Here is a 20,671-nt window from a genome sequence, read left to right on the forward strand (position 1 = left end):
TTATCGGTTTTTATGGCTTTTAAAATAATTAAGCAAAGCTCGGTTGTAGTCGGACTCGGTAGCCACTTCTATGATACCCGCCCCTGCATTCTTTAAACTTGAAAAAAACTGATTTCGGTGCTTTTTAGCATTTTCTGCGTACTGAATTCGCACTTTTTTAGAAGAAGTATTTACATATTTTTCGGCACCTGTTTCTATATCGTGCATGTGCACCCAACCAATGTCGGGAAGTTCTTCTTCTTTCTCATCGTAGACACGAATTCCCGTTAATTCATGTTTTTTGGCTAAAACTTGAATGCTCTTCTGGTAACAATCATCGTTAAAATCCGAAATTAAAAATACCAAAGATTTTCGCTTTTGGGTTTTAATTAAAAAATCCAACGCGTTGCAAATATTGGTTTTAGTGCTTTTGGGCTCGTATTCTACCAAGGCTCGGATGATTTTCAGCACATTGTGTTTTCCTTTCTTGGGCGGATAGTATAATTCTACCTCATCGCTAAAGAGCAAAAGCCCCACTTTGTCGTTGTTTGAAAGTGCCGAAAATGCCAAAGTTGCACAAATTTCAGCCATGGTATCTTTCTTGGATTGCTTGCGTGTCCCAAACTGATTGGATCCACTGATGTCTACCACAAGCATTAAGGAAAGTTCTCTTTCTTCTTCAAAAATCTTTACATACGGCTCGTTGAAATGTGCCGTTTTGTTCCAATCAATATTGCGAACATCATCGCCAAATTGATACGGACGCACCTCCGAAAAAATCATGCCTCGCCCCTTGAACGAGCTGTGATACTCGCCCATAAACAAGTGATTGCTGGCTCTCCTAAATTTAATTTCTATTCTACGAACCTTTTTGATTAATTCTTTGGCGTCCACGCTAGTCTTTCTTTTTTAAGGCAATGGAATTTTATTTACAATTTTATCTATAATCATGTCTGAATTAATGTTTTCTGCCTCGGCTTCGTAAGTGATTCCGATACGGTGGCGCAAAACATCTTTCACCACGGCACGCACATCTTCTGGCACTACATAGGCTCTGCCTTTTAAGAATGCATGGGCACGAGCGGCTTTTGCCATGTTGATGCTACCACGCGGCGAGGTTCCGAATTGGATATAATCCTTTAATTCAGGTAATTGAAAATCTTGCGGATAGCGCGAACAGGCTACAATGTCTAGAATGTATTGTTCGATTTTCTCGTCCATGTAGATTTTTTGAATCACTTCTCGCGCTTGGAGCAATTCGTGTTTTTCCATCATGGGCTGAATTTTCGGGAAAGTATTGTTGATATTGTGGCGCATTATCTGGCGTTCAGACTCATAATCTGGATAAGTGATGATGGTTTTAAGCATAAAACGATCCATCTGAGCTTCTGGCAACGGATATGTTCCCTCCTGTTCTACGGGGTTTTGCGTGGCTAGCACTAGGAATGGCTCTTCTAGTCTAAAGGTCTCATCTCCAATGGTAACTTGCTTTTCCTGCATCGCCTCGAGCAAAGCAGATTGCACTTTAGCTGGTGCTCGGTTTATCTCGTCTGCCAACACAAAATTGGCAAAAATAGGACCTTTCTTAATCGCAAAATCGTTTTCTTTGGCATTATAAATTAAAGTTCCCACGACATCTGCCGGCAACAAATCGGGCGTAAACTGGATTCTTGAAAAAGCTCCATGTACCGCGTCTGACAGGGTTTTGATGGCTAAAGTTTTAGCCAAACCAGGCACGCCCTCGAGCAAAATGTGCCCGTTACAGAGCAACCCAATCAAAAGGCTTTCTACCATTCGATCTTGTCCGTAGATTACTTTTTTAAGCTCTTTGGACAAAGAAGCGAATTTAACTGATTGTGCTTGAACCAATTCAGATATCTCTTGCATAGTGTATTCTTGTTTAGCCATAATCTAAGCGGTGTCGTTTAAAGTGTACCAAATTTGGTGAAAATCATTGATATTTTAACAAATAATATTCCACAATCGCCGTTAAAGTTTGTTAAGCTAAAAAAATCGCTGATTTCCAATAATCAAAAAGCCTTTCTCTCAAAGGAAAAAGGCTTAAAATATAATTTTACATTCACTGAATTAAGCTTTGAATTTTTCAAGGATTTCTTCTTGCGAAATGCTTACTTGCTCGCCTGTTTTTAAATCCTTAAGCGAAAGTTTGCCCTCGTTCATCTCCTCTGTCCCGATGATGGCAACATGCGTAAATGCTCCTTTGTCGGCATACGAAAATTGCTTTTTCATTTTAGACGCCTCGGGATAAAGCTCGGTGTAAATGCCTTGATTTCTTAATTTTTGAACCACTTTCATTGCAGCGAGTGCTTCTTTTTCGCCAAAGTTAGTAAATAAAATTTTCTGGCTTTCGCTGGTAAAATCTGGAAAAAGGTTTAGCTCTTCCAGCACTAAATAAATTCTATCTAAACCAAACGATACCCCCACGCCCGGCATGTTCTTTAGTCCAAAAATTCCCGTAAGGTCGTTGTATCTTCCACCACCACCAATGGAGCCCATTTCTACGCCTTTGGCTTTTACTTCCAAAATCGCTCCTGTGTAGTAATCCAAACCACGCGCAAGGGTTAAATTCAGGATTAAAGATGATTTTTTAAGTCCTAAGGCCTGTACTTGCTCATTGATGAATTGTAGTTCCTCAATTCCTTTGATTCCAATTTCTGAATTAGCCACAATAGGCTTTAATTGCTCCAATTGTGCAGAAAAATCGCCCGAAATATCGAATATCGGCGAAAGGATTTTTAAGGCTTCTTCGGAAATTCCTTTGCTTAGCATTTCTTCTTCTACAGCTGCTTTCCCGATTTTGTCTAACTTATCGAGTGCTACGGTAAAATCAATCAATTGCTCAGAAATATTTGCCACTTCTGCCAATCCGCTTAAAATCTTTCGGTTGTTTAGGTGGATTTCTACCTCTAAACCTAAATCCGAAAATCCTGCATCATACAACTGAATAAGTTCCACTTCTTGCCACAGCGACTCGCTACCTACTACATCTGCATCGCACTGGTAAAATTCTCTGAAACGCCCTTTTTGCGGACGATCGGCACGCCACACAGGCTGAATCTGGTAACGCTTGAATGGGAAGTTGAGCTCGTTCTGGTGCTGAACTACAAAACGGGCAAAAGGCACCGTTAAATCATAACGCAGGGCTTTGTCCGAGATTTTGGGAGCCACGGTGTTAGGATTTGCCGATAAGTCTTCTGGTTTTAGTTTTTGTAAAAAATCTCCTGATTTTAGAATTTTAAAAATCAAGCGGTCTCCTTCTTCTCCGTATTTTCCTGTGAGTGTTGAGAGATTTTCAAAAGCAGGTGTCTCAATCGGCGCAAAACCATACAATTGGAAATTCTTTTGCAATTTCTGGATAATGTATTGTCTGCGTTGCACCTCCTGCGGCATAAAATCTCTGGTTCCTTTGGCTAAGGCTGGTTTCATTTTTTAGGTTTTTATAAGTTTGAACCACAAAAATATGAATTTTTAGTTTTTTTTGGGTAGAATAATTTGTTTTCTATTTTGTTCAAATTTTCATCCACAAAAAAACAGCGCAAAATTGCGCTGTTCTTCTTTGAATCTAAATACGATTAATTATTCTTTAATACGCTCTTGGTAAGATCCGTCTTCGGTGCTGATTTTTACTTTGTCTCCTTCTTGGATAAAAAGTGGCACACGGATTTCTGCTCCTGTTTCAGTAGTGGCTGGTTTGGTAGCATTGGTAGCGGTATCTCCTTTTACACCAGGCTCTGTGTGTGTGATTTCCATAATCACAGTTGCAGGAAGCTCGGCAGAAAGTGGGGTTTCATCGTCCGCACGGAAGATGATGGTTACCTCCTCTCCATTTTTCATGAACTCTGGGTTTTCAATCATATCCTTATTAAGATATACTTGTGTATAGTCATCATTGTTCATAAAGTGGAACCCGTTTTCGTCATCGTATAGATATTGGTATTTTCTAGTTTCTACACGCACATCATCGATTTTGTGTCCTGCAGAAAATGTATTATCTAATACTTTTCCGTTGGTTACACTTTTTAATTTTGTACGCACAAATGCAGGACCTTTTCCTGGTTTCACATGCAAAAATTCAATGATTTTGTAGGTATCGTTATTCCATTCGATACACATTCCTTTCCTGATATCTGATGTTGTTGCCATATATAATTTTCGTTTTTTTATTGAATTAAAGATTATTTGGATTATAGCCTTTCATGATTCCTCGCTGAGAGTCTCTTACAAAAGACAAAATTTCGTCGCGTTCTGGAGTTGCCTCCATCTCGGCTTCTATAAAGCTTAATGCTTGCGTATTGTTATATTTCTTTTGGTAAAGAATACGGTAAATATCTTGAATTTCTCTGATTTTTTCTGAGCTAAAGTTTCTTCTTCTCAATCCTACCGAATTGATTCCCATGTAAGAAAGTGGCTCGCGTGCAGCTTTCACATAAGGCGGAACATCTTTGCGCACTAGGGAACCGCCCGTTACAAAGGCGTGTTTACCAATGTGGCAGAATTGGTGCACCGCTGTCATACCCGCCATGGTAACATAATCATCTACCGTAACATGTCCTGCAAGGGTTGTATTGTTAGAAAAAATGCAATTATCTCCTACCTTGCAATCGTGAGCAATGTGGGAATATGCCATGATTAAACAATTGTTGCCCACCACGGTTTTCATGCGGTCTACCGTACCTTTGTTGATGGTTACACATTCTCTGATTACGGTATTATCCCCGATTTCAACCGTTGTTTTTTCGCCTTTGTATTTTAAATCTTGTGGCACGGCAGAAATTACTGCTCCAGGGAAAATTTTACAATTTTTACCAATTCTTGCCCCTTGCATTATGGTAACATTGGGGCCTATCCATGTGCCTTCGCCTATGGTAACATCTTTTGAAATGGTGGTAAACGGCTCTACAACTACATTTTCTGCAATTATAGCATCGGGATGAATATATGCGAGTGGTTGATTCATTTTATTATTCTTTATTCTTAATTAATCTTGCCATCATTTCAGCTTCCACCGCAATTTCGCCATTGGTGTAGCCTGTTCCTTGCATGCTCACAATTCCTCGACGAATTGGCTGAGTGAGTTCGCATTTTATGATTAAAACATCGCCTGGCACTACTTTTTTCTTGAATTTAACTTTGTCTATTTTCATAAAATAAGTAGAATATGATTTAGGATCTGGAACATTGCTCAAAAACAAAATTCCACCCGCTTGTGCCATAGATTCTACTTGTAGCACACCTGGCATCACAGGCTCTTCTGGGAAGTGCCCTACGAAAAACGGCTCGTTCATGCTCACATTTTTCACACCGATTACAGTTTTCTCGTCGATAGACATGATTTTATCTACCAATAAAAACGGCGGACGGTGTGGCAACAATTCCATGATTTGATTGATGTCGTACACAGGCTCTGCATTCAAATCGATTTCTGGCATATTTTTGCGTTGTTCGATTTTGATTTGCTTGCTTAATTTTTTAGCAAATTGCGTGTTGATTAAATGTCCTGGTTTTGTGGCAATGATTTTACCTTTGATTTTTTTTCCTACCAATGTTAAATCGCCTATTACATCTAGTAATTTATGGCGAGCAGCTTCGTTTGGATAATGAAGGGTAAGGTTGTCCAAAATTCCGTTTGGTTTGATAGAAACGCTTTCTTGGTTAAAGGCTTCTTTCAACTTTTCTTCGGTTTCTGGTGTAATTTCTTTGTCTACATACACAATGGCATTGTTGATGTCTCCACCTTTGATGAGCCCTGCGTGTAGCAATTGTTCTAATTCATGTAAAAAACTGAAAGTACGCGCATTGGCAATTTCAGTTTTAAATTTAGAAATATCTTTTAAGGTAGCGTTTTGGGTGCCTAGAACTTTTGTACCAAAATCTACCATGGTTGTAATTTGAAATCTATCGGAAGGTATTGCTGTGATTTCCGAACCTGTTTCTGGATCTGAATAGGTTACAATTTCCTTGATTTCGTAATATTCTCTTGGTGTATCTTGTTCTTTGATACCTGCCTTTTCTATGGCTTCTACAAAGAATTTGGCAGATCCATCCATGATAGGTGGTTCGGCATTGTTTAGCTCAATGATTACATTGTCTAGATCCATTCCCGTAAGTGCTGCCAAAATATGCTCTGTGGTGTGGATTTTTACGCCTTTTTTCTCTAAAATCGTTCCTCGCTCGGTAAAGGTAACATAATTGGCATCTGCCTCAATGCTTGGATTGCCTTCTAAATCTGTCCTTACGAATACAAAACCTGTGTTAGGCTCTGCGGGTTTCAGCTTCATTGTCACACTTTTGCCTGTGTGTAATCCTACGCCATCTAGTACTGCTTCTGATGCTAAGGTTTTTTGATTTTCTGCCATAAGACGATTTCTCCTTAATGTTATTTTTTTTCTAAATGATTGATTTTTTCTACGATTTGATTCAGTTTCTTGAAGTACACATATGATTTTCTAAACTGCTGTGCATCAATCGCTGGAGAGCCATAGAGTTTTTCTCCATCTTTCACCGTTCTGTTCACACCACTCTGTGCTTGGATTTGGTTTTGGTTTCCAATTTTGATGTGTCCCACAATGCCCACTTGCCCGCCAATCATGTTGTGATCTCCTATTTTGGTAGATCCTGCGATGCCTGTTTGGGACGCTATGACATTATGTTTCCCGATTTCTACATTGTGTGCCACTTGGATTTGGTTATCGAGCTTAGTACCTTGTCTTATGATAGTTGCACCCATGGTGCCTCTATCAATGGTGCAACAAGCTCCGATTTCTACATCATTTTCTATCACCACATTACCGATTTGTGGTACTTTGGTAAATTCTCCTTTTTCATTGGGTTTAAATCCAAAACCATCGCTACCGATAATGCTACCTGCATGGATAATGCAATTTTTGCCAATTTTACACTCGTGGTAAATCTTCACGCCTGAGTTGATGACGGTATTGTCTCCTATCGTAACATTATCTCCCACATATACATGCGGATAAATTTTCACATTTTCGCCGATTTTCACATTTTCGCCAATGTAGGCAAAGGCTCCTATGTATTCATTTTCGCCGATTTGTGCAGTTTCCGAAATAAAGTGCGGATTTTCTCTACCAGATTTGGCATTTCTGTACTGCTCATAAATTGTGAGTAGCTGGATAATTGCCTCATAGGCTTCTGGAACTACAATAAATGTCTTGTTATCAACCTCTTCAAAATCAAAGTTTTTAGAAATAATGATAACACTCGCCTTGGTATCTTTTAGAAAATGTGCATAAGCAGGATTTCCTAAAAAAGTAAGGTCTTTCTCTCCAGCTGTATCGATATTAGCAAAATGGGATACCGCACGCTCGGGATTTCCCACAATTTTACCATTTATAAATTCAGCTATTTGTCCAGCTTTAAACTCCATAAAGCAAAAGTAAAAAATTAATTTTTAACTTATAACATTGTTATATAAAAATTAGTTGCAATTCGTTCATTTTTTCGATTAAGTAGCTATATCAGTACTTTTGCCTTAAATAACAAAACTTTATCTAGTTAATTTTTTAAACTTATCCACATTCCAATAGCATAGGTGGTATTTCTCTGTTTTGTCGTAGAGTGGTTTGGTCAAAATTTGCTTTTCAGACCTTGCAATATCCACACAGCTCCCGTTTTTATTGTACAACAAAATAGGGTGTTTCTCGGCATCGTATGGCGTAACCTTCATCTTGGTAGCATGCACAAAATAATCGGCACAATCTATCCCCATCAGTTCGTTACATTTCTCACGGCGACGCGCGATTTCATCGTCCGATATTTTCTCGTTTCGGATAACGGCTTTTGGCAAACGGCGTTCTACGATTGATGTAGAAAGGGTTTTTAAAATCAAATCGGGATGTTGTTGCCACAGTTTGAGCGATGCCATAATGTCGGTATCGTCAAGCTTAGTAAATTGGTCTAAATCTTCTTCCGTAAAAACAGAGGATTTCTTTCTGTTTAAGAAATAATTTATCCCCGCACTACAAGGCAGTTTTTCCCCTTGAAGTGTAAGCTCTTTGGCACGGCGAAGAGCTTGGATAAGATAAGTTTCTGCTGCCATAGATGTCTTGTGCAGATACACTTGCCAGTACATAAACATTCTGGAAATCAGAAATTTTTCTACCGAATAAATTCCCTTGGTATCAATCACCAATTCATCGTTATAGACATTCATCATAGAGATGATTCGGTTTGAATTGATGTTGCCTTCCTCCACGCCCGAAAAGAAGCTATCTCGCTTGAGATAATCTAATCGATCAATATCTAGCTGACTGGCGATGAGCTGTGATAAAAATTTTCTGGGATATTCTTTTTTAAATATCTGAATGGCTAAATCCAACTCGCCCGAAAATTCTTGGTTAAGTTTTTGCATCAGAATCAGAGAGATGTCCTCATGGTGCACTCCCTCTACTATGGTAGATTCCAGCGCATGCGAAAAAGGACCATGCCCCACATCGTGCAAAAGAATAGCAATGTACACTGCCTGTTCCTCCTCTTGGCTTATGTTTACATTTTTAATTCTTAAAGTTTCGATGGCGCGTTGCATGAGCTGCAAACAACCCATAGCGTGCAGAAAACGAGAGTGATTGCAACCTGGGTACACAAAATAGCTGAGCCCCGTTTGGTTGATACGACGCAGGCGTTGAAAGTATTTATGCTCTATAAGATCAAAAATAATTTCGTAGGGAATGGAAATAAATCCATAAATTGGGTCGTTGAAAATTTTAAGTTTATTACTTTTTTTCAAAAAAAATTATTTTATTGTTTTAAAATACAAATATATAATAAAATGGCTATAAAAATACTCTGGGTAGACGACGAAATAGAATTATTGAAATCTCATTTCATTTTTCTAGAAAAAAAAGGCTACGCCACTACAAAAATAAATAACGCAACCGATGCCATAGAATTGCTAAAGGAAGAAAACTTTAGTGCCCTATTGCTCGACGAGAATATGCCCGGAATGTCTGGGCTAGAGGCAATTCAGAAAATCAAAGAAATTCGCCCGAATTTGCCCATCATCATGGTTACCAAAAACGAGGAAGAGCACATCATGGAAGAAGCCATAGGCTCGCACATTGCAGATTATCTGATAAAACCTGTAAATCCTAATCAAATTCTTTTAAGCCTAAAGAAAATCCTAGAAGGCTCCAAACTCATTACCGAAAAAGCCGTAGTGGATTACCAAATGGCGTTTAGAAACATTGCCATGGAAATCATGAATGCACACGATTTCGAGGATTGGGAAAATGTGTACAAGAAATTGGTGCATTGGGAAATTATGCTCGAAAACATCGACGATACTCAAATGCTTGAAATCCTGAATCAGCAAAAAGAAGACGCCAATCGACAATTCTGCAAATACATCGAGAAAAATTATCATGGCTGGCTACATGGCGAAGATCGCCCTACGCTTTCGCATACTTTGATTAAAGAATATGTGCGCCCGTATTTGCAGGACGACAAAAAAACACTCCTGCTTGTGATCGATAACTTGCGCCACGACCAGTGGAAAATGATTCAGCCACTTTTTCAGCAGTATTACAATCATTTAGAAGAAAAAATGTATTACAGCATTTTGCCATCTTCTACACAATATGCACGAAATGCACTTTTTGCGGGATTGTTGCCACTTGAAATCGAAAAAAGATTTCCAAACGAGTGGAAAAATGATAACGAAGAAGGGAATAAAAATGATTTTGAACCTAAGTTTTTAACCGATAATTTAGGGCGTTTAGGATTGAAAAATTTACGAACTAAATACTACAAAATCCTAAATTCTGCTTTTGAAAAAAAGGTTTTAGATGAATTCAGTAAGTTTAAAAACAATGATTTAACGGTAATTGTTTATAACTTTATTGATATTCTCTCGCATGCCAAAACCGACAATAGTGTGGTGAGCGAAATGATTAGAGATGATAAAACTTATCGTGCCATTACCAAAAACTGGTTTAAACACAGCTACTTATTGGAAATCATAAAATTAGCCGCTCAAGAGGATATGCGACTCATCATCACTACCGATCACGGGACGATCTTTGTCAAAGAACCAACACAAGTGGTGGGCGACAAGGAAACGAGCGTAAATCTCCGCTACAAACTCGGTAGGCATTTGCAGTATAATGAGAGTGATGTTTTTGCGGTAGAAAGACCAGAAGATTATTATCTACCCAAGGTGAATGTAACTTCAAAATACATTTTTGCCACCAACGATACATTTCTTGCATTCCCCAAAAACTACAATCATTTTGTGAATTATTACAAAAACACTTATCAACATGGCGGAATTTCCATGGAAGAAATGATAATCCCGTTTGTGGTTTTAGAAAATAGATAAAATTATGATTTTCACACATTTTCCTTATAAGAAAAGCCCCGCGATTGGGGCTTTTTATTTTCTAAATATTAATTTAATAAGCCTTTTAATGCAACAATTTCAATTCAAGGCTGATATTGTTTCCAAAGAATTTTTTGGCTAATTTTTGAAAGTTTTTAGTGATGTCGGATACATAAAATCTATATTCACCTTGGGCATTGATTTCGTTTTCTATGCCTTTTTTGGTTAAAATCTCTTTGAGCGTATGTGCCACAATCAGCGGAGAATTGATCACTTTCACCGTTCCTTGGAAATAGTTTTCTATCTCGCGCTCAATCAGCGGATAGTGCGTGCAACCTAAGATGATGGAGTCTATATCTTTTAATTTTTTATTTGAAAGATAATGCGCCAAAACAGCTTTAGAAATATCCGAACGCATTACATCTTCCTCTATCACAGGTACCAAAAGCGGCGTTGCCAGTTCCTGCACTTGGATATGCTTATTAAATTTTCTTATTCGTTTTTTGTACACGCCAGAGTTCACTGTAGCTTTGGTTGCAATTACACCCATTTTTTGATAAAATCCGTATGCAGCTTTTTCTGCCACGGGCGTAATCACATCTAGCACAGGCACATTGTTTTGGCTCGCCACTTCTTGAATTTCCTTCAAGGCATTGGAAGAAGCTGTATTACACGCCACGATGATTACCTTGCAGTTTTGATCAATCAAAAACTGGGTAATATCCTTGCTATATTGAATGATTACTTCCTTTGATTTATTCCCGTAGGGCAAGTGTTTAGAGTCTCCAAAATAAATGATGCTCTCGTTGGGAAACAGATTTTTTATCTCGCGCGCAGTGGTGAGTCCGCCCACGCCCGAATCAAAAATGCCAATGGGTCTATTGTCGCTCATGCTGCAAATTTACAGAATAAACAACTCAGAAGCGATACCATCGGCAAAAAATCTATATTCTGGAGCCAGAAAAATTTTATTTTCCCGCTGAATCAGTTTCTTTTCTTGGATAAAAACTTCGGCTTGGCGTTGCCATTCTTGCCACAAATCGGTGGAAAATTCAGTTTTTAAAACATTTAAATCAATACCAAAAATCGTACGCAAACCTATCATCGTAAGCTCATTAATTCTATCTTTTGAGCTTAAAATTTCAACTTCGTGCGGGAGTTTATTTTCAGAGATTTGGGCTAAATATTTTGAATTATTAGCCACATTCCAAGCACGCGATTTCCCGTCAAACGAATGCGCAGAAGGCCCAATGCCCACATACTTCTTCCCAAGCCAGTAGCTGGAATTGTGCTTAGCATACATTTGGTCTTTGGCAAAATTAGAAATCTCATATTGTTCGTAGCCATTTTGGCTTAAAGTTTCAATCATGAACTGATATTGCCTCTGCTGTTTTTGTTCATCTACATTGGGCAAAGTTCCTTTTTGGATTTTATGATTCAGTGCCGTGTTGGGTTCCACCGTGAGTGCATACGCAGAAATATGCGGAACACCGAGCGAAATGGCCTTATTTACATTTTCCTGCCACATTGCATCGCTTGTGGTGGGGGTGCCATAAATCAAATCAATGCTTAAATTATCAAAACCATATTTTTGAGCATTTTTAATGCAGGATTCGGCTTGGTGGGCACTGTGCGCACGATTCATAAATTGTAAATCGGCATCAAAAAATGATTGAATGCCAATACTTAAACGATTAATTGGCGTTTGTGCAAGGGCTTGTATTTTTTCAAGTGTTAAATCATCGGGATTAGCCTCAAGCGTGATTTCGGCATCGGGTTTTATCTCAAAAAGTGATTTAATTTTATTAAATAAAAAATGGATTTCATCTAAATTTAAAATCGAAGGCGTTCCGCCACCAAAATAAACGCTTTCCAGCGGCGACTGGATTTCGGCTTGGCGCAAAAACATTTCGTGGGCTATGGCTTGTAACATTTGCTCTTTTTGTTTTAAAAGAGTAGAAAAATGAAAATTGCAATAATTGCATTTTTGCTTGCAAAAAGGAATGTGAATGTATAGTGCCGACACTTTTTGTACTTTAAATATTGAAAAAGGCAAAGTTATCAATTATTTTTCAGTGGTTATTGGCTCACTTTGTTTAATTACTTCTGTAAAAAACAAAATCCGATACTTATACACATTGTTAAATATCGGATTTGTTGTTTTTAATCTGCTTTTTTATTCACAAGCCTGTTTATAAATTCCGTAGCATTCGGGTGCTTTCATCATCTTGAGCAAAGCTCTCCTCATATTGCTATTTGAGAATTGGCTATCTGTAGCATGCTCTCCGCCTACTATGGCGTAAAAGTAAATTGGAGTTTGGGCATTATGATACTCTGTGTAATAAAAATCTTTATCTGATGCGGGCGAACTTCCCTTTAGGTATTTTATCTCTATTGGGGGTTGTTTTAATCCATCGTGCAAAGACCATTTTTTTACGGTTTCTTTTATGCTTTCAAAATTTGGACTTATTACTCCATATTTTCCTTTTCCTCCTTGGTAGGGTACTGTTTCATCTGCCATGCCATGCACAAAGATCATTGGTACTTTTGCCGCACTTTGTGGAATTACATGCCCTTGGGGAAAACTCACCGAACGGATAATTGCTCCTTTGAATAAATCTGTTTCTTCTAGCATTTTCATTGCCATGGCTCCTCCATTGCTAAAGCCATATACATAGACTTTTTCTGCGTTAAAGGTGTTGCCTAGCTTCTGCCTTACATCATCATAAACTGATTGAATGTATCTCACATCATCGGCGCCACTTATGCTCGTTTCTTTCCAAGTGTTCCAAATATTGCCTACTAAGGGCACTTTCTTTCCCTCGGGACGCACAGAAATATATTGCAATTCATCTATTAGCTTTTGGTTATACATCTGTGTCTTATCTTTCCCAAAGGAGTGCAACTCAAATACAATAGGATAGCTTTGGCTTGAGCTATAATTGCTCGGCGTGCTTACTTGGTAGGCTCTGCCTGATACTTCTAGCTCCTGATTGCCTGGCTTGAGCTGTGCCCATAGGCTTAAGGGTACTAGAAGCAGTATATTTATTATTTGCCTCATTCTATCTTGCTTTTTTTGTTAAATCTAAGTTTGCCCATAGTGGGCAAACTTTAGATTTCTATTCTAAATTATTTAGACAATAATAATGCCTCCAATTTTGCTAAACGCTCTTCTAGCTCTTTATTTTTAGTTTCTAGCTTTTCTATTTTAGCTTCTTTAGCCTTTAGGGCTTTGTCTTGCTCTATGCTGTGTAGGTATAGCTCCTCGATTTTCTCTACATTGGTAAGCTGGGTAGCCATTAAATCTACATAGCCTTGCTCCTTAATCTTTTTAGCAGAGGCATAACCTGGCAAGTGCCCGTTTTGTTTTACGAAGTCTTCTACTTGGCTTAGGCTTTTAAATTTATAATCTGCTTTGGTAGTAGCATTGCCTTGGTAATAGTCCTCGAACACATAGTCTGGGAAGATACCTGCGCCGTTTGCCCCTAAGAAAGACTCTGCTTTTACATTGCCGGCAACTTCTAGTTTTTCTTCTGGAGCATCTACACCAATACCTACATTGTCCCCAAAACGAACTTTTCCTAAACCTGTATATATTGCGTAGTTTTTCACACTTCCGTTCAAGATATCTTCTAAGTATAATCCATACATATTTTTAGGGTTAAATGCCTTTTCGGTATTTCGTTTAACATACTTAAAAGCAAATAAATTTTCTATTGAAACAGGATTAGCTCCTCCTTCTATAAAAATTTCTATTCCATTAACATCTTTAATATTGACATTTTTTCCAAATTTAAGATGTGATCTTAATCCATAAGCTAAGTCAGATTTTGATCTATCTAAAAATTCTAATTTTGAATCTACTGCAAAAGCTAATTTGGATGTCGCATTACTAAGCATACTTGCATGAGCTATAACTCCTGATATTCCATCAATTTTAGTCACAGGATATGATCCTCCATCGATTTTATCATACATTCCTTTATTACCACTCATAGCTATACCCTTTATTCCAGAAATCGTTGTATTCGACGATTTGTAAGGTAAAGCTATTCCCTCAACACCTGTCAAATTTCTAACAGTTGAACCTGTAAATGAAGATGCAATTCCCCGAACCCCAGAAACAACCTCAACATTAGGTGTTGTTGTACCAAGACGTGTACCAGCCTCTGCTACACCATCAACACCTGATACAGATACCAATTTTTTATTTAAATTAGCTGTCGAAGATCCCACTAAAGATCTTAGCTCTTTCACATTTCCTGATACATCAGTATCTGTAAAAAGTCTAAACTCCTTACCTGCATAAGATTTTGGTTTGCTTGGACTTTTAATAGTATGACTATTCTTAATTTCATATATATTAGTAGCAAAGTAAAATAAGTCATTCATTTTGACAATGTCTCCAGAAGCAATTTTAGAATTTTCTTTTAGAATATCACTAGATATTGCTACTAAGTTTGGAACTTCGCCTTCTAAATTTACATTAAGTCCATTTGCCCAATAGTGCTTCGTGAAATCAAAGTTGCCTAGATTTTTATAAAGTGTTCTATCACTTTTATAAGTCAATAAATCTCCATTATCTAATGCAGGTTTTAAATAAGTTTCTGTAACCCCTCCGTTATTTCTCTGTGCCCAGTAACCATCATTCGCTCCGCTACCTTTACCAGTACTCTTTACCCATTCGGTACCGTCAAAATAGTAGTAGCCTTTACCATCAATTTTTGCTACTTTAGGTTCCGCTCCGCTATAAGTAGCATCTGTAGCATATACCAAGGTACCCTCTACTGGCTCTGCTATCTTTGCAATACGCTCCTTGCTTAGCTTCGGAGCAATAATCCCCTCGTTGGTATCAGAGTCTTTATTTGCCTCGGATACTTGGATGTCTAAGGTTGCCTGTGGATCTGATATATTAATCCCCACTCTACCTGTTGATTTCTTCTGTTGTGCTGAGATGCTCACACTCACAGTAAGCATAACTAAAGCTCCCAATCTGTAAATTCTTTTTTTCATCGTTTTTTTGTTTTTAAAATGAAACTTTTGTTTTTAATGTTTTTTTTATTTGATTGTTCTGTTTGAACTCAGAGTTTAGATTTTTCCTAGCGTGGAAATTAAAATTTCCACGCTAGGGATTTTCTTTTTCCACGCTAGGAAATTTTATTCCCCTACTTTTACTTTTTCATAACTTAAATTATTCAGCATTTTCTTTAAATCTGTGCCTGGAGTAAAAATCACCTTTGCCCCTCGTATGGCGTTTTGCGTTACCTCTTCTTCCTTTGCTTTTCCCTCGCTACTGATATTTACACGCATACTACCCAATTCGCCTAAGCGAACGATTTCCCCGTCTGACAATGATGACTGCATCACATCTACCAAGGCATACACCACGGCTCTGATGTCGGCACCACTCACGGTACTAATTTTCTCGATGTCCTTAATTAAGCCTGCTAGGCTTTTTTCTTTTCCATAAACAGGAGAGGCATAATACTTTTTCTCTCCACCGCCCTTTACGCCAGGCTGTCCTTTTTGAATTACTTTAAATTGTATTGGCATTTTTTTTATGTTTTTAAAAATTAAATTTTATGTTCTATCACTTTATTTTCTTATTTCATTAAAAAAAGCCTTACCGTGGCGTAGGGATTTGCCACAGCAAGGCTATAACTTAAAAACGATTGTCGGCTATTCACATAACGAACATTACATAATAACTTCTTTACCCTTGCAGATAAAAAATTAAGTATAAAAAAAATATCTACTAGGAAACCCGTTCCACGAGAATATATGAAGAAAAGTATTTTACAGCTCTGTAAACTGCAAAACAATCTTTTTGCTAAACTAGAGAACAAAAAAGCCAAAGCTCCTAAACGGAACTTTGGCTTTATATCATATACCATAGCTAGCACCCCACTAGCAACAATATTTTTAGATTTTAAATTAAAAAAGGAAGCACTTGCACAAGCAAGTACAGAAAGATAAAATACACCTAGGTATGTATGATTATCTTGTGTGTGTGTGTGTGTGTGTGTGTGTGTTTACACTTTTTCTTGAACTATGCAAGAAAAAGATGTTAAATTTATTACAATTAATTATATGTCGCACACTTTGTTTCATAGAGTTGGAGCAAAGCTATAAAAAGTTTTATGAACGACAAGCATGTTTTGTGTTAAAATATTAAAGCTTAGAAAATTCGTGATTTTTAAATTACAATTTTTGCTGGCTAAAAGTATTAAAAAAACTATATTTGCGACCTAATTTATTGCTTAATTTAGTTTAAACACATGAGTTTATTATCCGTAGGTACCGTAGCTTTTGATGAAATAGAAACCCCTTTTGGCAAATCTGGTAAAATCTTGGGCGGAGCGGCTCCTTATATTTCGCTAGCAGCTTCAAAACTTGGCGTACAAACCAACATTGTATCTGTAGTAGGCGATGATTTCCCCGACGATTATTTGAACATTCTAAAAGAAAACCACTGTAATACAGACGGAATTAAAAAAATTCCAGAAGGCAAAACTTTCTTTTGGGCAGGAAAATACCATATGGATATGAATTTTAGAGATACACTACGCACAGATCTAAATGTGCTAGAAAACTTTAAACCAGAATTATCCGAAACCTACCAAAAGCCAGAGGTAGTGATGCTTGGAAATCTACACCCTAAAGTGCAAATGGAAATCATTGAGCAATTAGACAACAGACCTTTCATCATCATGGACACGATGAACTACTGGATGGATCGCACTTGGGACGAATTGATGGCTGTGATGAAACGCGTAGATGTACTAAGCATCAACGATGAAGAGGCTCGACAAATGAGCGAAGAATATAGCTTAAAAAAAGCAGCCAATAAGATTTTGACCATGGGACCTAAGTTTCTAATCATCAAAAAAGGAGAGCATGGTGCACTACTTTTTGGTGGAGATGAGGTGTTTTTTGCACCAGCTTTGCCGCTGGAAGAAGTCTTTGACCCCACAGGTGCAGGTGATACTTTTGCAGGCGGATTTTCTGGACATTTAGCCGATACTCTAGATTTTTCTTTCGAGAATATGAAACGCGCCGTGATTTATGGAAGTGCTTTGGCTTCGTTTACGGTAGAGAAATTTGGTGTGCAAAGATTATTAGAAATCAATGAATTAGATATTCAAAATCGTATCGATAAATTTAAAAAATTATCTTATTTCGATTTGGATTAAAAGCAAAATATCTTTAAATCTAAAATTTAAAAAATAATAAAAAAGTGGTTTTCTCTGCGAAAACCACTTTTTCTATGTTTACAACAAAAAGTTCTTTAATTAAAATATATTACATAAATTGAATAAGTAATTAATACTAAACTATATACAAAATGAACTCCGATATTTAGTGCAAACCCTACAAAGGCACCCCACGCCGCACGCATGGCATTTTCTTTGTTTTGATTATAAAGGTACTCTCCACCAAAGGCACCTAAAAACGGCATGATGAACAAAGAGGCTAAACCAAATGGTGAAAAGGCAATTCCAATAATTGCTCCAACGATAAGCCCTATGATTCCATAGCGCGTTCCGCCGTATTTTTTTGTAGTATACATCGGTAAAAAGTACTCTAGCAGTGCTAAAACTAAATATACAAATGCAAAAATCGCAATGGTTGTCCAACTTATTTCTTGAGAATAATTGGTAATTTTTAAAATTAATAACCCAACCATCGAAAGTGATATACCAGGCAACACTGGCAAAAGTGTTCCTAAAACGCCCAAAAACATGAGCAAGAGTGAAAGTGTGAGCCAAATGTCCATAACTTAAAGTTTTATTCTCTACAAATATGCACAAAATTTATTTTACTTTTGCAGTAATTATTCAATTTTTAAACGTTAAATAAATAATATCCACATGAAAACAAAACTAAGTGTAAATATCAATAAAATTGCTACGCTGCGCAATGCACGCGGTGGCAATACTCCCAATGTGGTAGAAGCAGCCATAAATTGTGAAAAATTTGGTGCACAGGGAATTACTGTGCACCCAAGACCCGACCAGCGACACATTACCTACCAAGATGTATTTGATTTAAAAAAAGTAGTAAAAACTGAATTTAATATAGAAGGAAACCCAATTCCTGAATTTAAAGAATTGGTGCTGAAAGTGAAACCTGACCAAGTAACATTGGTGCCCGATGCCGAAGATGCCATCACCTCAAACGCGGGCTGGGATACCGAAAAGCACTTTGACTTTTTGCAAAAAACCATTGCAGAGTTCAAAGCAGCAGGCATTAGAACCTCTATTTTCTTGGATCCGCGTCCAGAGCTCATCGCTTCGGCAGCAGAAACAGGAACCGATCGCATTGAGCTATACACCGAAGCTTATGCCACAGACTATGCCAATAAAGATGAAGGAGCAGCAGAAATGTACAAAGCAACCGCCATTTTTGCCGAAGAAGCAGGCTTAAAAGTAAATGCAGGACATGATTTAAGTTTAGATAATATTGAATTTTTTATCCGAGAAATTCCAAGCATTGCCGAAGTTTCAATCGGGCACGCATTGATTTCAGAGGCACTTTATTTAGGCTTAGAAAACACCATTCAGCTCTATCTTAGAAAAATAGAAACCGCTTATTTAAACGCCGAAAAATAATGGAAAATCAAATTTTATTTAGCAAAATCATAGGCGATAAACCCAAGCACCTCATCATTCTTCACGGGCTTTTTGGAATGCTCGATAATTGGGCTACTTTGGGTAAAAAATTTAGCGAATATTTTACTACGCATTTGGTAGATGCACGCAACCACGGGCATAGTTTCCACAGCGATGAGATGAGCCACGAAGCCATGGCAGAGGACCTATATCGCTACATGCAAGCCCATAAGGTAGAAAAAGCCTCTTTCATAGGGCATTCTTTGGGCGGAAAAGCTGTAATGCAATTTGCCTTAAAATATCCTGAAATGGTAGATAAATTGATTGTGGCAGATATGTCGCCAAAAGATTATGAGCCACATCATCAAGCGATTTTAAAAGCACTGAACAGTGTAGATTTTTCCAAAGTTGAAAGCCGTAGCGATGTTGAAGATTTTCTAAAAGAATACATCAAAGTCCCAGCTGTGCGCATGTTTCTGATGAAAAGTGTGCAACGCTACGATGAGGGTAAATATGCTTATAAATTTAATCTAAAAAGCCTTACCGAAAATTACAATAATTTAATTACAAATCATTTACCAGACAAGACTTTCAATGGAGATGTTTTGTTCTTAGGAGGCGAAAATTCCAGCTATATCACCGAACCAGATACCATGCAGATTAAAAAATATTTTCCGCATGCGGAGATTACGCAAATCGCAGGAGCAGGACACTGGCTCCACGCCGAAAAACCTGATGAGTTTTTGGAGATTTGTTTAAACTTTTTGTTGATGTAAAAAAAGGCTACTTTAAAGTAGCCTTTTTTATTTTCTATTTTTTAGGCTCTAATTCTATATTGTATACTTTAGTATCATATTTTTTGACAGCACCAGATAAAGCGTCAATCCCCCAGCCTAAGATATTTGTTAAATTGATGATAGATACTGGATTAAATTTAGCATCTAATTCAATAGTTCTATTTTGATATCCATCTTTTTTAAATTCAATATCTTTTTCAGATAAAGTTCTAGTTACTTTAAGTGTACATGGTGTTTTACACTTTTCTATTCCTCTCTCGTAAACTGTTGCTCCTACTGGGGTAGAATTAAAAGTTATACGATCACTCGTTCCTGTGAAAATAGTGGCACAAGACGATAAGGATAAAATTACTATCAATCCACAAGCATAACGTTTTGTTCTTTTCATTTTAATTTGTTTTGTGTTAAACTTTTTTTCAAAATTCTAAAAACTAAAAATCTTATCTAAAAAATATTCGTATATTTATATTCGTATTCTGAATAAAAACATACATTTTATGAATAAAGTAAGTGCAAACATCCGTAGAATTAGAGAACAAAAAGGCTATTCACAAGAATATATGGCTCAAGAATTAGAAATAAGCCAAGCCTCTTATGCAAGAATTGAAAATGAAGAAACTAAACTAAGTATTGATAGACTTTTTGAAATTTCAAATATTTTAGAAACAGATATTTCATCATTATTAGGTACTGAAAAATTAACTATTAATCACCAAGAAAACCATGAAGGTGCTTTTGGAAATGGATATATTCAAAATTTACATATTGAAAATAAAGAAGTTTATGAAAAGTTGATAAAAAATTTAGAAGACCAAATAGATTTTTTAAAGAAAAGATTAGACAAGTATGAGTAATTGAAAAAATATACCAAATTCCAATTTTTTGCACTGTATCGCTCTGAACTTGATTCAGGCTCTTGATTA

General features: G+C 37.2%; 21 protein-coding genes. 6 read left to right on the top strand and 15 right to left on the bottom strand.

What is annotated here, in order from left to right:
* The 8 genes from ORNRH_RS04450 to ORNRH_RS04485 form a co-directional block, all read right to left on the bottom strand.
* Complete coding sequence (locus ORNRH_RS04450; RefSeq protein WP_014790713.1) at window positions 1–873, bottom strand: DUF58 domain-containing protein; 873 nt, start codon at window positions 871–873, stop codon at window positions 1–3.
* Between the two features lie 15 nt (window positions 874–888).
* A complete protein-coding gene (locus ORNRH_RS04455) occupies window positions 889–1,866 on the bottom strand; it encodes an AAA family ATPase (RefSeq protein WP_014790714.1) in 978 nt (325 codons plus the stop codon).
* 201 nt (window positions 1,867–2,067) lie between these two features.
* Window positions 2,068–3,426 carry a histidine--tRNA ligase gene (hisS, locus tag ORNRH_RS04460; RefSeq protein WP_014790715.1) on the bottom strand — a complete coding sequence of 453 codons (1,359 nt, stop codon included), beginning with the start codon at window positions 3,424–3,426 and terminating at the stop codon, window positions 2,068–2,070.
* Between the two features lie 150 nt (window positions 3,427–3,576).
* Window positions 3,577–4,143, bottom strand: a complete 567-nt coding sequence (gene efp, locus ORNRH_RS04465; RefSeq protein ID WP_014790716.1) for an elongation factor P — start codon at window positions 4,141–4,143, stop codon at window positions 3,577–3,579.
* Window positions 4,144–4,168: 25 nt separating this feature from the next.
* Window positions 4,169–4,957 (bottom strand): acyl-ACP--UDP-N-acetylglucosamine O-acyltransferase, encoded by a 789-nt coding sequence (gene lpxA / locus ORNRH_RS04470; protein ID WP_014790717.1) that lies wholly within the window; start codon window positions 4,955–4,957, stop codon window positions 4,169–4,171.
* 4 nt (window positions 4,958–4,961) lie between these two features.
* On the bottom strand, window positions 4,962–6,356 hold the full coding sequence (locus ORNRH_RS04475) for a bifunctional UDP-3-O-[3-hydroxymyristoyl] N-acetylglucosamine deacetylase/3-hydroxyacyl-ACP dehydratase (protein WP_014790718.1): 1,395 nt from the start codon (window positions 6,354–6,356) through the stop codon (window positions 4,962–4,964).
* Between the two features lie 20 nt (window positions 6,357–6,376).
* Window positions 6,377–7,390, bottom strand: a complete 1,014-nt coding sequence (gene lpxD, locus ORNRH_RS04480) for a UDP-3-O-(3-hydroxymyristoyl)glucosamine N-acyltransferase (RefSeq protein ID WP_014790719.1) — start codon at window positions 7,388–7,390, stop codon at window positions 6,377–6,379.
* Between the two features lie 120 nt (window positions 7,391–7,510).
* The gene (locus ORNRH_RS04485; protein WP_014790720.1) at window positions 7,511–8,749 is read right to left on the bottom strand and encodes an HD domain-containing protein; all 1,239 of its coding nucleotides are present in this window, start codon (window positions 8,747–8,749) and stop codon (window positions 7,511–7,513) included.
* A gap of 42 nt (window positions 8,750–8,791) precedes the next feature.
* Here ORNRH_RS04485 and porX point away from each other — a divergent pair, with 42 nt between their 5' ends.
* Window positions 8,792–10,339 (top strand): T9SS response regulator signal transducer PorX, encoded by a 1,548-nt coding sequence (gene porX, locus ORNRH_RS04490; protein ID WP_014790721.1) that lies wholly within the window; start codon window positions 8,792–8,794, stop codon window positions 10,337–10,339.
* A gap of 85 nt (window positions 10,340–10,424) precedes the next feature.
* On the opposite strand, the gene murI is transcribed toward porX, so the two are convergent.
* The 5 genes from murI to ORNRH_RS04520 form a co-directional block, all read right to left on the bottom strand.
* A complete protein-coding gene (gene murI / locus ORNRH_RS04495) occupies window positions 10,425–11,231 on the bottom strand; it encodes a glutamate racemase (protein WP_014790722.1) in 807 nt (268 codons plus the stop codon).
* A gap of 9 nt (window positions 11,232–11,240) precedes the next feature.
* Window positions 11,241–12,365: a radical SAM family heme chaperone HemW gene (gene hemW / locus ORNRH_RS04500; protein ID WP_014790723.1), complete on the bottom strand. Its 1,125-nt coding sequence runs from the start codon at window positions 12,363–12,365 to the stop codon at window positions 11,241–11,243.
* Window positions 12,366–12,515: 150 nt separating this feature from the next.
* Window positions 12,516–13,400, bottom strand: coding sequence for a CE1 family esterase (locus ORNRH_RS04510; RefSeq protein WP_014790724.1), 885 nt, complete (start codon window positions 13,398–13,400; stop codon window positions 12,516–12,518).
* A gap of 68 nt (window positions 13,401–13,468) precedes the next feature.
* Complete coding sequence (locus ORNRH_RS11555; protein ID WP_014790725.1) at window positions 13,469–15,352, bottom strand: hypothetical protein; 1,884 nt, start codon at window positions 15,350–15,352, stop codon at window positions 13,469–13,471.
* 144 nt (window positions 15,353–15,496) lie between these two features.
* Entirely contained in the window at window positions 15,497–15,892 is a 396-nt protein-coding gene (locus ORNRH_RS04520) for an HU family DNA-binding protein (RefSeq protein WP_014790726.1), read from the bottom strand.
* Window positions 15,893–16,120: 228 nt separating this feature from the next.
* Between ORNRH_RS04520 and ORNRH_RS12100 the strand changes: the two genes are divergently transcribed.
* Both ORNRH_RS12100 and ORNRH_RS04530 read left to right on the top strand, forming a co-directional pair.
* Entirely contained in the window at window positions 16,121–16,315 is a 195-nt protein-coding gene (locus ORNRH_RS12100; protein WP_042275203.1) for a hypothetical protein, read from the top strand.
* 302 nt (window positions 16,316–16,617) lie between these two features.
* Window positions 16,618–17,532 (top strand): PfkB family carbohydrate kinase, encoded by a 915-nt coding sequence (locus ORNRH_RS04530; RefSeq protein WP_014790727.1) that lies wholly within the window; start codon window positions 16,618–16,620, stop codon window positions 17,530–17,532.
* 95 nt (window positions 17,533–17,627) lie between these two features.
* Here the strand turns inward: ORNRH_RS04530 and ORNRH_RS04535 are convergent, their stop codons facing one another.
* Complete coding sequence (locus tag ORNRH_RS04535) at window positions 17,628–18,116, bottom strand: DUF456 domain-containing protein (RefSeq protein WP_014790728.1); 489 nt, start codon at window positions 18,114–18,116, stop codon at window positions 17,628–17,630.
* Window positions 18,117–18,210: 94 nt separating this feature from the next.
* On the opposite strand from ORNRH_RS04535, the gene ORNRH_RS04540 reads away from it, so the two are divergent.
* The gene (locus tag ORNRH_RS04540) at window positions 18,211–18,951 is read left to right on the top strand and encodes a pyridoxine 5'-phosphate synthase (protein ID WP_014790729.1); all 741 of its coding nucleotides are present in this window, start codon (window positions 18,211–18,213) and stop codon (window positions 18,949–18,951) included.
* Window positions 18,951–19,727, top strand: a complete 777-nt coding sequence (locus tag ORNRH_RS04545; protein ID WP_014790730.1) for an alpha/beta fold hydrolase — start codon at window positions 18,951–18,953, stop codon at window positions 19,725–19,727. Before ORNRH_RS04540 ends, ORNRH_RS04545 begins: the two co-directional genes overlap by 1 nt.
* A gap of 34 nt (window positions 19,728–19,761) precedes the next feature.
* Here ORNRH_RS04545 and ORNRH_RS04550 read toward each other — a convergent pair whose 3' ends face one another.
* The gene (locus ORNRH_RS04550) at window positions 19,762–20,136 is read right to left on the bottom strand and encodes a PEGA domain-containing protein (RefSeq protein WP_014790731.1); all 375 of its coding nucleotides are present in this window, start codon (window positions 20,134–20,136) and stop codon (window positions 19,762–19,764) included.
* A 109-nt stretch (window positions 20,137–20,245) separates the two neighbouring features.
* Between ORNRH_RS04550 and ORNRH_RS04555 the strand changes: the two genes are divergently transcribed.
* The gene (locus ORNRH_RS04555; protein WP_014790732.1) at window positions 20,246–20,602 is read left to right on the top strand and encodes a helix-turn-helix domain-containing protein; all 357 of its coding nucleotides are present in this window, start codon (window positions 20,246–20,248) and stop codon (window positions 20,600–20,602) included.
* The last annotated feature ends 69 nt before the right edge of the window (window positions 20,603–20,671 follow it).

The organism is Ornithobacterium rhinotracheale DSM 15997 (genome assembly GCF_000265465.1).
In the GTDB taxonomy this organism is placed as follows: domain Bacteria; phylum Bacteroidota; class Bacteroidia; order Flavobacteriales; family Weeksellaceae; genus Ornithobacterium; species Ornithobacterium rhinotracheale.

Coding starts and splice junctions, on each gene's coding strand:
- ORNRH_RS04455 (WP_014790714.1), bottom strand. CDS start 1,866: ATGCAAGAGATATCTGAATTGGTTCAAGCACAATCAGTTAAATTCGCT.
- hisS (WP_014790715.1), bottom strand. CDS start 3,426: ATGAAACCAGCCTTAGCCAAAGGAACCAGAGATTTTATGCCGCAGGAG.
- efp (WP_014790716.1), bottom strand. CDS start 4,143: ATGGCAACAACATCAGATATCAGGAAAGGAATGTGTATCGAATGGAAT.
- lpxA (WP_014790717.1), bottom strand. CDS start 4,957: ATGAATCAACCACTCGCATATATTCATCCCGATGCTATAATTGCAGAA.
- ORNRH_RS04475 (WP_014790718.1), bottom strand. CDS start 6,356: ATGGCAGAAAATCAAAAAACCTTAGCATCAGAAGCAGTACTAGATGGC.
- lpxD (WP_014790719.1), bottom strand. CDS start 7,390: ATGGAGTTTAAAGCTGGACAAATAGCTGAATTTATAAATGGTAAAATT.
- porX (WP_014790721.1), top strand. CDS start 8,792: ATGGCTATAAAAATACTCTGGGTAGACGACGAAATAGAATTATTGAAA.
- murI (WP_014790722.1), bottom strand. CDS start 11,231: ATGAGCGACAATAGACCCATTGGCATTTTTGATTCGGGCGTGGGCGGA.
- ORNRH_RS04510 (WP_014790724.1), bottom strand. CDS start 13,400: ATGAGGCAAATAATAAATATACTGCTTCTAGTACCCTTAAGCCTATGG.
- ORNRH_RS11555 (WP_014790725.1), bottom strand. CDS start 15,352: ATGAAAAAAAGAATTTACAGATTGGGAGCTTTAGTTATGCTTACTGTG.
- ORNRH_RS04520 (WP_014790726.1), bottom strand. CDS start 15,892: ATGCCAATACAATTTAAAGTAATTCAAAAAGGACAGCCTGGCGTAAAG.
- ORNRH_RS12100 (WP_042275203.1), top strand. CDS start 16,121: ATGAAGAAAAGTATTTTACAGCTCTGTAAACTGCAAAACAATCTTTTT.
- ORNRH_RS04530 (WP_014790727.1), top strand. CDS start 16,618: ATGAGTTTATTATCCGTAGGTACCGTAGCTTTTGATGAAATAGAAACC.
- ORNRH_RS04535 (WP_014790728.1), bottom strand. CDS start 18,116: ATGGACATTTGGCTCACACTTTCACTCTTGCTCATGTTTTTGGGCGTT.
- ORNRH_RS04540 (WP_014790729.1), top strand. CDS start 18,211: ATGAAAACAAAACTAAGTGTAAATATCAATAAAATTGCTACGCTGCGC.
- ORNRH_RS04545 (WP_014790730.1), top strand. CDS start 18,951: ATGGAAAATCAAATTTTATTTAGCAAAATCATAGGCGATAAACCCAAG.
- ORNRH_RS04550 (WP_014790731.1), bottom strand. CDS start 20,136: ATGAAAAGAACAAAACGTTATGCTTGTGGATTGATAGTAATTTTATCC.
- ORNRH_RS04555 (WP_014790732.1), top strand. CDS start 20,246: ATGAATAAAGTAAGTGCAAACATCCGTAGAATTAGAGAACAAAAAGGC.